Source organism: Mesorhizobium sp. A556, assembly GCF_054489545.1.
In genome coordinates this window covers 32146-45386 of sequence record NZ_JBTMXA010000011.1, presented here as the reverse complement: position 1 = coordinate 45386, position 13241 = coordinate 32146, and the positions used below count along the sequence as shown (strand labels likewise).

Here is a 13241-nt window from a genome sequence, read left to right as displayed (position 1 = left end):
TACTACCGGGCACAGTGGGCAGTCGGGCACTCACCTTTATCGGAAGGAAAGGTGGTATGTCGTCTGTAAAGAAGGACCGAAACATTCGGTCCAATTCAGGAACAACTTTACCGCCCGATCCTCCGGACACGCGGCTTGGCGCTGACGGCTTTGCAAAGGCGATCTCGGAGGCGCTCAAGAAAGAGTTCAACGGCAATGCCAGTGCGATCAAGGCCATTGTCGCACTGACGCACGCCAACGAGCGGACTGTGAAGAACTGGTATGAGGGGCGAAATGGCCCCAGCGGGGAGTCCCTCATCCAGCTTTGCCGTCATTCGGACGCGGTGTTGGAGACTGTGCTTCTCCTGGCGGGCCGCCCCTATCTGGTCACGGAGAAGAAGTTCATCGACACGCGCACGAAGCTTTCTGAGATGATCGCGCAGCTTGATGAACTTCTAAAATAGCAAGGATGGTCATGGCGCGGTTGTACAAACCTCTGCTATCACAAGCTCCTTTCGTTCAAGTCTTTCACCGCGCGCTTGACGTGACTTCTCGAAAGATTGGAATAGCTCCAGATCTTTTGGAGCGTCCTACGGCCAAAGATTTCGGCCATCTCGATGAGCTTAGACGCGCGCGGCTGGCCAATCGCCGCGCGTGCGTGCGGTTCTCGAGGTCAACTGTCGGGATCCTCAATCCAGCGCTGCGGCGTCTGAAACGGGGTACGTTGCGGCCGACCATGCGGCCAGAGGATGGCAGCTTCCCCAATTTCGCTTTCCCCAGAAACGGGCGGGCTGGAGGCCAACCAAAACCGTTATTTAACATTGCCTAATATCTGGCGGGCTTTACTTTTTGATGGTCGGGCCGCCAGGGTCAGGCAAGTCGATGCTGGCGCAGCGGCTGCCGTCGATCCTGCCGCCGCTGGCGCCTAAGGAACTGCTCGAGGTTTCGATGATCGCTTCGGTCGCCGGCGAGCTGGGCGAAGGCAAGCTGACGGACCGGCGGCCGTTCCGGTCTCCGCATCACTCCGCCTCGATGGCCTCCATGGTCGGCGGCGGGCTTCGCGCCCGGCCGGGTGAGGTTTCGCTGGCGCATCATGGCGTTCTGTTCCTCGACGAATTTCCCGAATTTTCGCCGCAGACGCTTGACGCCCTGCGCCAGCCGCTGGAAACCGGCGAGTGCATGATCGCGCGCGTCAACCACCGTACCACCTACCCCGCGCGCATTCAGTTGGTGGCGGCGATGAACCCGTGCCGCTGCGGCATGGCCGGCGAACCGGGCTACCGCTGCGTGCGCGGCGAGCGTTGCCGCACCGACTATCAGGCACGCATTTCCGGGCCGCTGCTCGACCGCATCGACTTGCGGATAGAAGTGCCGGCGGTGTCGGCAAGCGACCTGATTCGCCCGGGCCGGGCTGAAAACAGTGCGGCGGTGGCGCAGCGAGTGGCGCGCGCCAGAACGATCCAGCGCGAGCGTTTCGAGCGGCTTGGCATTTTCGGCGTCACCACGAACGCGCATTGCCCGCCGGCCGTTATCGAGCAGATCGCCGCGCCCGACGCCGCCGGAATGGCGCTGTTGAGCGACGCCAGCGAAAAGCTGGGCTTTTCCGCGCGCGCCTATCACCGCGTGCTGAAGGTGGCGCGCACGCTTGCCGACCTCAATGCCAGCGAGACGGTGGGCCGTCTTCACCTGGCGGAAGCGATCGCCTACCGGATGAACTCGCAACGATTGGCGCAGGCAGCCTGAAGTACGGCTTCATCCGCCCCGTTTAATGCAACAATGAAAGCGACGTGGACTGCTGGTCGTCCTGTGGCCTGCGGGTTCTGCCGGTGCCGGACCCGCAGATGCCAAATCCAAGGGCGGCCGCCCTTTTGTATCCCGGCGGCTTGGCCACGCTCGCCACGAACGTCTACGGATCAGTAGTTTTCTTTGCGATCCACCAGATTCTGCAGTTTCTCGCCACGCTCGAAGGCATCCATCTGCCTCAGCATGCCCGGCACGAGGTGCGTCGGGTCCGAAGTCGCTGCCGCGTGCGGCGTCACGAACACCTTCGGGTGCCCCCAAAGCGGGCTGGTCTTGGGCAGCGGCTCGACCTCGAAGACGTCCAGGCTCGCCTCCTTCAACGTGCCGTCGTCCAGCGCGCGCAGGATGTCGGCATCCTTCTGCAACCGCCCGCGCCCGGCATTGATGAGCACCGCGCCGCCCAGGCCGTTGCGCCTACGCAGTTCCTTCAGCACGCCATAATTCACCATGCCCTGCGTCGCAGGCGTCAGAGGCAGGAGCACAACCAGTATATCGGTCGAATTCAGGAACGGGATCAGTCCGCTTTCGCCAGCGAAAGTGGTGACGCCGGCCACGGCTTTTTCGGTGCGCGACCAACCGTTGACCCGGAAGCCGAGCGCCAGCAGCGCCGCCGCCGCCGCCTGGCCGAGGTTTCCCAGCCCCATGATGCCGACGGCGATGTCGCCAGCCGGCCGCTGCGGCGGCTCATGCCAGATCTTCTTCTGCTGCTGGGCACGGTAGAGAATGCCCTGGCGGTGATGGTCGATCACGCGCCACACGACATATTCGGTCATGTGCTGGGTAAGGTTGTCGGCCACGACCTTGACGATCGGCACATCGGGGACGGTCGCATCGGCGAAGATATGATCGACGCCGGCGCCGACGGAAAAGATCGCGCGCAGATTGGGCAGGCCCGACAAAAGGTTCGGCCGCTGCTTCCAAACCACCGCATAGGTGATCGAGGGATCGTTGGGACCGTCCGGCTCCATCGCCACCTCGCGCTCGGCAGACAGCAATTCGTGCCAGCGTTGCGGATGGAAGCCGGTGATGGCGAGCAGGACGCGGCCTTTTTCCAATGTGGGCATGTTGTGTCGGGTCTCCTACGAATGCGCTACTGACTGACGATCCCGGCGGGCGCCGTTTCTATCCTGAAGGCAGCAGAAATCAGCGCCCGAGTATAGTCGGTTTGCGGGTTTTCGAAAATCTGCTCGCAAGAGCCGGCCTCGACCACCTTGCCGTTGCGCATGACGATGACGTCGTTGGCCAGCGCCCGCACCACCTTCAGGTCATGGCTGATGAACAGATAAGCGAGGTCGTGCCTGGCCTGCAGGTCGCGCAACAGATCCACGACCTGCGCCTGCACGCTCATGTCGAGCGCCGATGTTGGTTCGTCCAGCATGACGAAACGCGGCTTCAGCACCATGGCGCGGGCGATGGCGATGCGCTGGCGCTGGCCGCCGGAAAATTCGTGCGGATAGCGGATGCGGGTCGCCGCATCCAGGCCGACTTCCTTCAGCACGGCAACGACACGCGCGTCGCGCTCGTCAGCTGACAGTTTCGGCTCGTGGATTTTCAGGCCTTCCTCGATGATCTCCGACACCGACATGCGCGGGCTGAGCGAGCCGTAGGGATCCTGGAAGACGATCTGCAATTCGCGCCGCAGCGGCCGCATGTCGTTGAAGGAAAGCTGGTTGATGTCCTGCCCGTTGAAATTGATCGCGCCGGTGGACGAGATCATGCGCGACAGCGCCAGGCCAAGCGTCGTCTTGCCCGAGCCGGACTCGCCGACGACGCCAAGTGTATGGCCGGCGCGCACGGTGACGTCGATGCCATCGACCGCCTTCACATGGTCCACCACCTTGCGGAAAAAGCCCTGCTTGATCGGGAACCAGACTTTTATCGCCTTGCCCGTCATCACCGCTTTGGCGGCGGGGTCGGGTGCCGGCGGCCTGCCCTTCGGCTCGGCGGCCAGCAGATGGCGGGTGTATTCGTGCTGCGGGTTGTCGAAGATTTCGCGGGTCGGGCCGGTTTCGACGATCTTGCCGTTGGTCATCACGCAGACACGGTCGGCGATTTTTCTGACGATGCCGAGATCGTGCGTGATGAACAGCATCGACATGCCTTTACGGCTCTTCAGCCCGGCCAGCAGTTCGAGAATTTGCGCCTGCACGGTCACGTCGAGCGCGGTCGTCGGCTCGTCGGCGATCAAGAGTTCCGGTTCGTTGGCCAGCGCCATAGCGATCATGACGCGCTGGCGCTGGCCGCCGGAAAGCTGGTGCGGATAGGCGCCGAGCCGTTTTTCCGGCTCGCGGATGCCGACCTCGTTGAGCAGCGCCAGCACGCGAGCACGCGCCTGCTTGTCGCCCATGCCCTGATGCAGTTTCAGCACCTCGACAATCTGCTGCTCGATCGTGTGCAGCGGATTGAGCGAGGTCATCGGCTCCTGGAAGATCATGGTGATCTTGTTGCCGCGCACGCTCCGTAGTTTTTTCTCGTTGAGCGCCAGCAAGTCCTTGCCGTCGAACAGGATCTTTCCCGATGGGTGCGATGCCGGCGGATAGGGCAGAAGCTTGAGCACAGACAGCGCCGAGACGGATTTGCCGGAGCCGGACTCACCGACCAGCGCCACCGTCTCGCCCTTGGCGATGTCGAAGGAGATACGGTCCACGGCGAGCACTTCCCGCCCGCCCTGCGTGAAGGCAACGGAGAGATCGCGCACGGAAAGCAAAGGGGTGGCGCTCATTTGAACGTCTTCCTCGGATCGAAGGCGTCGCGCGTCGCCTCGCCGACGAAGATCAGCAGCGACAGCATGATCGACAAGGTAACGAAGCCTGTAATGCCCAGCCATGGCGCGTTGAGGTTGCGCTGGCCCTGCTTCAGCAGTTCGCCAAGCGAGGCAGAACCCGGCGGCAGGCCGAAGCCGAGGAAATCGAGCGAAGTCAGCGTCGAGATCGAGCCGTTGAGGATGAAGGGCAGGAAGGTCAGCGTCGCCACCATGGCGTTGGGCAACATATGCCGGAACATGATGGTGCGGTTCGGCACGCCGAGCGCGCGGGCCGCATTCACATATTCGAAGTTGCGGGCGCGCAGGAACTCGGCCCGCACGACACCGACGAACGCCACCCAGGAAAACAGAAGCATGATGCCGAGCAGGATGAAGAAGCCCGGCGGCAGGATCGCCGCAACGATCAACAGCAGGTAAAGCACAGGTATCGCCGTCCAGATTTCGATGAAGCGCTGGAACAGAAGGTCGATCCAGCCGCCGAAATAGCCCTGCACAGCACCTGCCGTAACACCGAGGATGGCCGAGCCGAGGGTCAGGATCAGGCCGAAAAGCACGGAAACGCGAAAGCCGTAGATGGCGCGCGCCAGCACGTCGCGGGCCTGGTCGTCGGTGCCCAGCCAGTTCCAGTTGCCGACGATGCAGTCGGGATCGGCCGCGCCTTTCGCATACTGGCTGCAGCGGGTCTTTTCGTCATATTGCCAGGAAGGCCGGGCAGGTGCCGCCTCGGGAATGGCATTGTTGACGGTGGTGTAGGAATAGCGGACCAGCGGCCAGAGCATCCAGCCATTGGCTTCAATCTCGTCGCTTATGACCGGGTCGCGGTAGTCCGCCACCGCATAGAAGCCGCCGAACTTTTCTTCCGGGTAGTCGACCAGAACGGGAAAAAGGATCTCACCCTTGTAGGACGCGAGGATCGGCTTGTCGTTGGCGATGAACTCGGAAAACAGCGACAGCACGAACAGGACAAGAAAGATCCACAGCGACCAGTAGCCACGGCGGTTGGCCTTGAAACTTTGCCAGCGCCGCTGGTTGAGCGGCGACAGGAACGGCCGGCGCATGGGCCGGTCGCGCTCTTCCTTCACCGCTGCCTTTAGCTGGATATCCGACATCACACGTCTCTCCGCTCGAAGTCGATGCGGGGATCGATCCAGGTATAGATGAGGTCGGAAATGAGGCTGACGGCGAGGCCCATCAGCGAGAAGATGAACAAATTGGCGAACACCACCGGATAGTCGCGCTCGACGATGGAACGGAAGCCGAGCAGGCCGAGCCCGTCCAGCGAGAAGATGTTCTCGATCAGCAGAGAGCCGGTGAAGAAGGCCGAGATGAACGCGCCCGGAAAGCCGGCGATGACGATCAGCATGGCATTGCGGAAGACATGGCCATACAGCACCTGGCGTTCCGACAGGCCCTTGGCGCGCGCCGTCACCACATATTGCTTGCGGATTTCATCAAGGAAGGAATTTTTCGTCAGAAGCGTCGTGGTGGCGAAGGCCGACAGCGACATGGCCGTCAGCGGTAGCGCCAGGTGCCAGAAATAATCGAGGATGCGAGCCGGCCAAGATAACTGTTCCCAATTGTCGGAGGTCAGGCCGCGTAGCGGAAACCAGTCGTAGAACGAACCGCCTGCAAACAGCACCATCAACAGGATGGCGAACAGGAAGCCGGGAATGGCGTAGGCGACGATGACGATGCCGCTGGTCCACACGTCGAAGGCCGAACCGTCCTTGACCGCCTTGCGGATGCCGAGCGGGATGGAGATCAGGTACGAGATCAGCGTGATCCACAGGCCGAGCGAAATGGAGACCGGCATCTTCTCAAGGATCAGGTCGAGCACGGAAATGTCGCGAAAATAGCTGTCGCCGAAATCGAAGCGGGAATAATCCCAGATCATCTTGCCGAAGCGCTCGAGCGGCGGCTTGTCGAAGCCGAACTGCTTTTCCAGCTTGGCGATGAATTCGGGATCGAGCCCCTGCGCGCCGCGATATTTGGAGCCGGTATCGCCGCCGACCTCGAAATTGCGGCCGCCGCTATCCCCGCCGCCCCCGCCGCCGAGGCGGTCGCTGGCGCCGCCGCCCGGACCGGTCAGATTGGCGATGATCTGCTCGACCGGCCCGCCCGGCGCGAACTGGATGACGGCAAACGAAATCGCCATGATACCGAGCAGCGTCGGGATCATCAGCAGGATTCGGCGCAGGATGTAGGAACCCATCAGGCGAGCATCCTTGCCAACGTCAAAAGACTACCGCTTGCCAATCTTCGCCGCCTTTTCCTCGTCGAACCACCACAGCGTTTCCACCGGAAAGCCGAAATCGGGCTTTTGCTCGACGAAGCCGAACAGGTCCCAAAAGGCGGCACGGTGATTCGCCAGATAGTATGTTGGAATCCAGTCGAGCCGCGCGCGCAAGACCCGGTCGAGCGCCCGGAGCGCCGTAACCAGCTCAGTGCGGCTTTGCGCCCGGCCGGCGGCGGCCACCAGCGCATCGATCGCCGGGCTTTTCACGCCGGGATAGTTGCGCGTACCGGGCCGGTCAGCCGCGCGTGAAGAATAGAGCGATTCCAGGCTATCGACACCCGGCGTGGCCCCGATCGAAACCCTGAGCATGTTGAGGTCGAAATCGAAAGTGCTCTGCCGCTCTTCATACTGGCTGGAATCGACCAGCCGCACCGAGGCGTCGATGCCGATGGCCTTCATGTTATCGGCCCATGGCGAAAAAATACGCACCAGCGAATCGTCCTGCGCCAGCATCTCGACCGCCAGCTTTTCGCCCTTGGCGTTGACGACAAAGCCGCCCGACCGCTTCCAGCCGGCTTGCGTCAGCAATTTTGCCGCTTCGCCCAGCAATTTCCGGTCGCGGCCCGACCCGTCGGAAACGGGCTGCATGACCGGCTCGCCGAAGGTTTCCGGCGGCAGTTCGGCCCGGAACGGCTCCAGCAGCGCCAGTTCCTGTGGTGAAGGCAGGCCATCGGCGCGAAAGTCCGACTGCTCGAAGTTCGATTGCGAACGGTCGTAGGAGCCGGAAAACAGCGTGCGCTTGGTCCATTCGAAGTCGAAGCACAGATCGAGCGCGCGCCGCACCCGCACGTCGCTAAAACGCTCGCGACGCTGGTTGATGGCAACCGCCTGCATGGCTGGCCATTTCTCGCCGGGAAATTCGCGCTTGACCACCTTGCCCTGCGTCAACGCCGGAAAATCGTAGCCGGTGGTCCAGACGCGCGCGACGAACTCCTGCCGGAAGGTGGTGTCGCCCTTCTTGAACGCCTCGAACGCCGCCTGCCGGTCGCGGTAGAAGTCGATGCGGATGCGGTCGAAATTGCTCTGGCCGCGATTGACGGCGAGGTCGCTGCCCCAATAGTCGGCGGCGCGTTCAAATTCGATGAACTGGCCGGCTGAAACCCGCCCGACCTTGTAGGCGCCGGAACCCAGCGGCGGGGTCATGGTGGAGGCTTCGAAAGCGTTGGCCGTATAGTAGGCCTTCGAGACGATGGGCATGGTGACGACGGTGAGAATGGTCTGCGCCGACTGTTTTCCCGAAAATACCAGCCGCACGGTGCGCTCGTCCAGCACCGACGCTTCTGTCAGTTCCGCCAGCGGCAGCAGCAGGTCGGGATGGCCCTTGTCCTTGTAGAGCAGCAGCGAAAAGGCCACGTCATGGGCGGTCAAACCCGTGCCGTCATGCCAGCGCGCCTCAGGCCGCAACGCGAAATCGAAGCTGTTGCGATCCCCGGAAAGCGTGACGCTTTCCGCAAGCAGGCCGTAAACGGCGTCCGGCTCGTCCAGCGCGCGGGTCATCAGCGTGTCGAAGCACAGTTCCATGCGCGGCGGCGCATCGCCCTTCAAGGCAAAGGAATTCAGCGTGTTGAAGGTCAGCGGGCTTTGGTTGAAGGTCCAGTTGGGCGGCGCGAAATTCATCGCCCCGCTCTTGGGCGCTTGCGGGTTCACATAGGCGAAGTGCGGGAAATCGGCAGTGTATTTGAGATCGCCGAAAGCCGACAGGCCATGCAGCCTCACACCCGTGGGCGTGTTGGCGAAGGCCCTGCCGGGTAGCAGGGCAGACACTGCCGCAGCCGCCCCAAGGGCGAGAAAATCGCGGCGGGGGAGGGAGAAAATCAATTGCCGCTCTTGTATTTGGCGGCCAGCGCCTTTTCCTTGGCCTGGTCGACCCACCACGACTCGATGTCGGCGCCGATATAGGCCGGCTGCTTGTCGGGAATGCCGAACTTGTTCCAGTAGGCGAGCCAGACGACCGAGCGGTGCCACTGCGGCACGACGTAGTAGTTCCACAAAAGCACGCGGTCGAGCGCATGCGTGGCGGTGACGAGATCGTCCCGGTCGGTGGCGTAGATGACGCGGTCGATCAGCGCATCGACCACCGGGTTCTTGATGCCCATCAAATTGCGCGATCCCGGCGTGTCGGCGGCCCTGGAACTCCAGAAATCGCGCTGCTCGTTGCCGGGTGAGTCGGACTGGCCGAACATGCCGGTCACCACGTCGAAATCGAAGCTGCGCACCCGGTTCACATACTGGCTCGGATCGACGATACGCAGCGAGGCGCTGACGCCGATCTTCTTCAGATTGTCGATGAAGGGGTTGGCGATGACCTCGTCGGTCGGGTCGCGGCCGAGGATTTCGAGCTTGAACGGCACGCCGCTCTGGGCATTGACCATCTTGCCGCTCTTGATGAGCCAGCCGGCCTGTTCGAACAGCTTTACCGCGTGTCCGAGGTTTCTGCGCTCCGCCTGGGGCGTGTCGTAGACCGGCAGCTTGAAGGGTTGCGTAAACAATTCCGGGGGCAATTGATCGCGGTACGGTTCGAGGATTTTCAGTTCCTGCGGCGACGGCAGGCTACTCGATGCGAGATCTGTTCCAGAGAAATAGCTGGTGGTGCGCGTGTTGTAGCCGAAGAACAGCGTGCGGTTCATGCTCTCGAAATCGAGCGCGTAGGTCAGCGCCTCGCGCACCCGGCGATCCTGGAACTGCGGATGCCGCTGGTTGAGCACAAAGCCCTGCATCGGCTCGGGCGAAGCGGTCTTGAATTCCTTCTTGACGACGTCGCCGGCTTTCAGGGCCGGGAAATTATAGGCGGTGGCCCAGCGTCGCGAGCTGTTTTCCGGCTTGATGTCTTCCAGCCCGCCCTTGGTGAAGGCCAGCCATTCGGCGTTGTCGTCCTGGATGTAGACATAGCGGCGGATGTCGAAATTCTCGCGCCCGATCTTGACCGGCAGTTCTGCGCCCCAGTAATCGGGCACGCGCTCCCACACGATCTCCGACCCCGGCTTGAAACTCTTGATCTTGTAGGCCGCCGAGCCGAGCGGAATTTCCAGCGTCGGCTTGGTGATGTCGCGCTTGTTGCCCTTGGCGTCGGTGCCCTCCCACCAGTGTTTCGGCAAGACGACCAGACCGCCGAGAATCTGCGGCAGTTCGCGGTTGCCCTTCTGGTTGAATTTGAACTCCACCTCGCGGTCGGACACGGCCACCGCTTCGGTGACGTTCTCGAAATAGCGGTTGTACATCGGGCTGTTTTTCTTCAGCACGTTGAACGACCAGATCACGTCATCGACGGTGATTGGCTGCCCGTCATGCCATCTTGCGCGCGGGTCGAGGCGGTAGGTGGCGGAGGAATAGTCCGGCGGGTATTTGTAGGCGTCGGCCACGAGCGGATGGTTGACGCTGCCTTCGTCGGTCGCCTGGTCCATCAACGTATCGTAGAGCAAGCCGCCGCCGAAGGAAGCAAGACCAGCCCCCGCCGCGCCCTGGATGATATACGGATTGAAGCTGTCGAAGGCGCCGCTGACGACGGTGTTCAGCGAGCCGCCCTTCGGCGCATCCGGATTGACGTAGTCGTAGTGCTGGAAGTTTTCGCCATATTTGGATTCACCGATCAGCGACGAGGTGGTGCGCCATTCATCCGCCGAGGCGGCGGCAAGGGAGCCTGCCAGCGCGGCGGCCGCCAGCACCGTCTTCAACACCGCCATCGTCCAGCAAACCCGCATCCGCATCCCTTTTTCGATTCTGCTGTTTCAGCAATGTAGATTATTCGCCCGGTATGGGAACCGTCGGAAACGCTTTGCGGCAGCCGGCTTGCCCTCACCAAGCAAAAAGCCGGGCAGAACCCGGCTTTTTCAAGAATTTCAGCGATTACAAGTTCGTTACTGGGCGGCCGGTGCAGGCTCGGCCGGCGCTGCGGCAGGTGCAGCGTCCTTGGCCGGTGCAGGTGCTGCACCTTCAGCCGGAGCAGGTGCCGCACCTTCAGCCGGAGCAGGTGCCGCACCTTCAGCCGGAGCAGGAGCGGCGCCTTCGGCTGGAGCAGCACCTTCGGCAGGCGCGGCGGCAGCAGGTGTCGGCAGCGGCAGCGGCGTATCGGCCAGCGTGCGCAGATAAGCGATCACGTCGGCGCGCTCGTCGTCCTTCTTGAGACCGGCAAAGCCCATGGCCGTGCCCTTCACGAAATTCTTCGGCGAAATCAGGAAATGGTTGAGATTGTCATAGGTCCACTTTTCCGAACCGTCCTTGGCGAATGCCTTCATGCCGGAAGAATAGGCAAATCCTTCATGGTGGGCGACCGGACGATCGACGATTTCCCACAGGTCGGGGCCGACCTTGTTGGGTCCGCCTTTTTCACCGGAATGGCAGGCCTGGCACTTCTTGAAGACGGCCTGGCCCTTGGTTGCGTCCGCCTTTGCCAGCAAATCGGCGATCGGCACCGCCTTCTCGGCAGGAGCCTCAGCGCCCTCGGCCGGTTCGGCCGCCTCGATGACGAAACCCGGCTTTTCCGGCGTCGGTGAGGCAAACAGCGAATCGGAAACGATACCGACCGAGAACACGATGAATACGGTCCCCAGTAATCCGCCGATCAGTTTATTGATTTCAAAAGAGTCCATTCGCCCCAGGCTCCTGTTCCGAAAAGGCCGATCCATCCAGCCTGTTTCGTCGGTGTCGCGACCCACCCCGCGGAGCTGGTCAAATCGGGCGGAAACTAGGTCTTTTGCTCGGGCGTTGCAACACCTATAAGGACGCTGCCAGTGAGACGTTTTGACACTTTTCCTTATCCTTTTTTCGAATATCGCATCCGCTCATGTCCACATTGATCCTCATCCCGGCCCGCATGGCCTCGACCCGGCTGCCGGGCAAGCCGCTGGCCGATATCGCCGGCAGCCCGATGATCGTGCATGTCGCGCGTCGTGCCGCGGAAAGCCGGCTCGGCCGCGTCGTGGTCGCAACCGACGCGCAAAGCGTCGCCGAAGCGGTCCGCGCCCATGGCTTCGAGGCCGTGATGACGAGGCCCGACCATGAATCGGGATCGGACCGCATTTTCGAGGCGTTGAACGCGCTCGACCCGCACGCCAGGGTCGAAACCATCGTCAATGTCCAGGGCGATCTGCCGACGATCGATCCGGCGCTGATAAGAGCGGCGCTGAAACCGTTCGACGATCCCGCCGTCGACATCGCCACGCTGTGCGTCGAGATCGTGCGGGAGGAAGAGAAGCTCGATCCCAACGTCGTCAAGGTGATCGGCTCGCCGCTGTCGGGCTCGCGGCTCAAGGCCCTGTATTTCACCCGCGCGACAGCCCCCTGGGGCGAGGGGCCGCTTTATCACCATATCGGGCTTTATGCCTACCGCCGGGCAGCGCTCGAGCGCTTCGTGGCGCTAAAGCCCTCGCCGCTGGAACGGCGCGAGCGGCTGGAACAATTGCGCGCGCTGGAAGCCGGCATGCGCATCGACGTCGAAATCGTGCAATCGGTGCCGCTGGGGGTCGATACGCCCAGTGACCTCGAGCGCGCCCGAACAATGCTTTCAAACTGAGAAATCCGACCATGGCAGACAAGACACCCAAGGACAAAACCAACAGGATCGCCTTCCAGGGCGAGCCGGGCGCGAACTCCGACACCGCCTGCCGCAACGTCTATCCTTCGATGGAGCCCCTGCCCTGCCCGAGTTTCGAGGACGCCTTCAACGCGGTCGAGACGGGCAAGGCAGACCTCGCCATGATCCCGATCGAGAACACGATCGCTGGCCGGGTCGCCGACATTCATCATCTGCTGCCGGAATCGAAGCTCTACATCGTCGGCGAATATTTCCTGCCCATCCATTTCCAGCTGATGGTGCTGCCCGGCGTCAAGCGCGAGGAAATCAGGACCATCCATAGCCATATCCATGCGCTCGGCCAGTGCCGCAAATATATCCGCAAGAACGGCTGGAAGCCGACGGTCGCCGGCGATACGGCGGGCGCGGCCAAGCTGGTGGCCGAGGTGCAGGACCGCACCATGGCGGCGCTGGCGCCGTCGCTGGCCTCGTCCCTCTACGGGCTCGACGTGATCGAGGAGAATGTCGAGGATACCGAAAACAACATCACCCGCTTCGTCGTCCTGTCTAAAGCCAAGAACTGGGCCGAGCGGGCCACTGCTGCTACCGCCATGATGACGACCTTCGTGTTTCGCGTGCGCAACGTGCCGGCGGCGCTCTACAAGGCGATGGGCGGCTTTGCCACCAATGGCGTCAACATGACCAAGCTGGAAAGCTACCAGCTCGACGGCGGCTTCACCGCGACGCAGTTCTACGCCGACATCGAAGGCCACCCCGAAGACGCCAAGGTCGCGCGGGCGCTGGAGGAACTGCGCTTCTTCTCGCGCGAAGTGCGTATCCTCGGCGTCTACGAAGCCAACGAATACCGGGCTTCGCAGGGGTCGAAGTACTGA

10 protein-coding genes and 1 pseudogene are annotated in these 13241 nt (G+C 62.3%); 4 read left to right on the top strand and 7 right to left on the bottom strand.

The window, feature by feature from the left end:
* Positions 1-14: 14 nt before the first annotated feature.
* Positions 15-443 carry a hypothetical protein gene (locus ACX3P0_RS19320; protein ID WP_459091019.1) on the top strand — a complete coding sequence of 143 codons (429 nt, stop codon included), beginning with the start codon at positions 15-17 and terminating at the stop codon, positions 441-443.
* 367 nt (positions 444-810) lie between these two features.
* Positions 811-1722: pseudogene (locus tag ACX3P0_RS19315) on the top strand (YifB family Mg chelatase-like AAA ATPase); the annotation flags it as partial.
* Between the two features lie 170 nt (positions 1723-1892).
* On the opposite strand, the gene ACX3P0_RS19310 reads toward ACX3P0_RS19315, so the two are convergent.
* The 7 genes from ACX3P0_RS19310 to ACX3P0_RS19280 form a co-directional block, all read right to left on the bottom strand.
* A complete protein-coding gene (locus tag ACX3P0_RS19310) occupies positions 1893-2834 on the bottom strand; it encodes a 2-hydroxyacid dehydrogenase (RefSeq protein ID WP_459080860.1) in 942 nt (313 codons plus the stop codon).
* A gap of 35 nt (positions 2835-2869) precedes the next feature.
* On the bottom strand, positions 2870-4501 hold the full coding sequence (locus ACX3P0_RS19305; protein ID WP_459091017.1) for an ABC transporter ATP-binding protein: 1632 nt from the start codon (positions 4499-4501) through the stop codon (positions 2870-2872).
* Positions 4498-5652 (bottom strand): ABC transporter permease, encoded by a 1155-nt coding sequence (locus ACX3P0_RS19300; RefSeq protein ID WP_459091015.1) that lies wholly within the window; start codon positions 5650-5652, stop codon positions 4498-4500. The genes ACX3P0_RS19305 and ACX3P0_RS19300 overlap by 4 nt, the downstream gene beginning before the upstream one ends.
* A complete protein-coding gene (locus tag ACX3P0_RS19295) occupies positions 5652-6755 on the bottom strand; it encodes a microcin C ABC transporter permease YejB (protein WP_459091013.1) in 1104 nt (367 codons plus the stop codon). The genes ACX3P0_RS19300 and ACX3P0_RS19295 overlap by 1 nt, the downstream gene beginning before the upstream one ends.
* Positions 6756-6785: 30 nt before the next feature.
* Positions 6786-8654 carry an extracellular solute-binding protein gene (locus ACX3P0_RS19290; protein ID WP_459091185.1) on the bottom strand — a complete coding sequence of 623 codons (1869 nt, stop codon included), beginning with the start codon at positions 8652-8654 and terminating at the stop codon, positions 6786-6788.
* Positions 8654-10537, bottom strand: a complete 1884-nt coding sequence (locus ACX3P0_RS19285; RefSeq protein ID WP_459091011.1) for an extracellular solute-binding protein — start codon at positions 10535-10537, stop codon at positions 8654-8656. The genes ACX3P0_RS19290 and ACX3P0_RS19285 overlap by 1 nt, the downstream gene beginning before the upstream one ends.
* Positions 10538-10693: 156 nt before the next feature.
* Positions 10694-11425: a c-type cytochrome gene (locus ACX3P0_RS19280; RefSeq protein ID WP_459091009.1), complete on the bottom strand. Its 732-nt coding sequence runs from the start codon at positions 11423-11425 to the stop codon at positions 10694-10696.
* Positions 11426-11619: 194 nt separating this feature from the next.
* Between ACX3P0_RS19280 and ACX3P0_RS19275 the strand changes: the two genes are divergently transcribed.
* Together ACX3P0_RS19275 and ACX3P0_RS19270 are read left to right on the top strand one after the other, a co-directional pair.
* On the top strand, positions 11620-12348 hold the full coding sequence (locus ACX3P0_RS19275) for a 3-deoxy-manno-octulosonate cytidylyltransferase (protein WP_459091007.1): 729 nt from the start codon (positions 11620-11622) through the stop codon (positions 12346-12348).
* Between the two features lie 11 nt (positions 12349-12359).
* Positions 12360-13241: a prephenate dehydratase gene (locus ACX3P0_RS19270; RefSeq protein ID WP_459091005.1), complete on the top strand. Its 882-nt coding sequence runs from the start codon at positions 12360-12362 to the stop codon at positions 13239-13241.

What these genes read in the sequence shown, in the direction of transcription:
- ACX3P0_RS19280 (WP_459091009.1), bottom strand. Translation starts at nt 11,425, where the DNA reads ATGGACTCTTTTGAAATCAATAAACTGATCGGCGGATTACTGGGGACC.
- ACX3P0_RS19300 (WP_459091015.1), bottom strand. Translation starts at nt 5,652, where the DNA reads ATGTCGGATATCCAGCTAAAGGCAGCGGTGAAGGAAGAGCGCGACCGG.
- ACX3P0_RS19295 (WP_459091013.1), bottom strand. Translation starts at nt 6,755, where the DNA reads ATGGGTTCCTACATCCTGCGCCGAATCCTGCTGATGATCCCGACGCTG.
- ACX3P0_RS19270 (WP_459091005.1), top strand. Translation starts at nt 12,360, where the DNA reads ATGGCAGACAAGACACCCAAGGACAAAACCAACAGGATCGCCTTCCAG.
- ACX3P0_RS19275 (WP_459091007.1), top strand. Translation starts at nt 11,620, where the DNA reads ATGTCCACATTGATCCTCATCCCGGCCCGCATGGCCTCGACCCGGCTG.
- ACX3P0_RS19305 (WP_459091017.1), bottom strand. Translation starts at nt 4,501, where the DNA reads ATGAGCGCCACCCCTTTGCTTTCCGTGCGCGATCTCTCCGTTGCCTTC.
- ACX3P0_RS19285 (WP_459091011.1), bottom strand. Translation starts at nt 10,537, where the DNA reads ATGCGGGTTTGCTGGACGATGGCGGTGTTGAAGACGGTGCTGGCGGCC.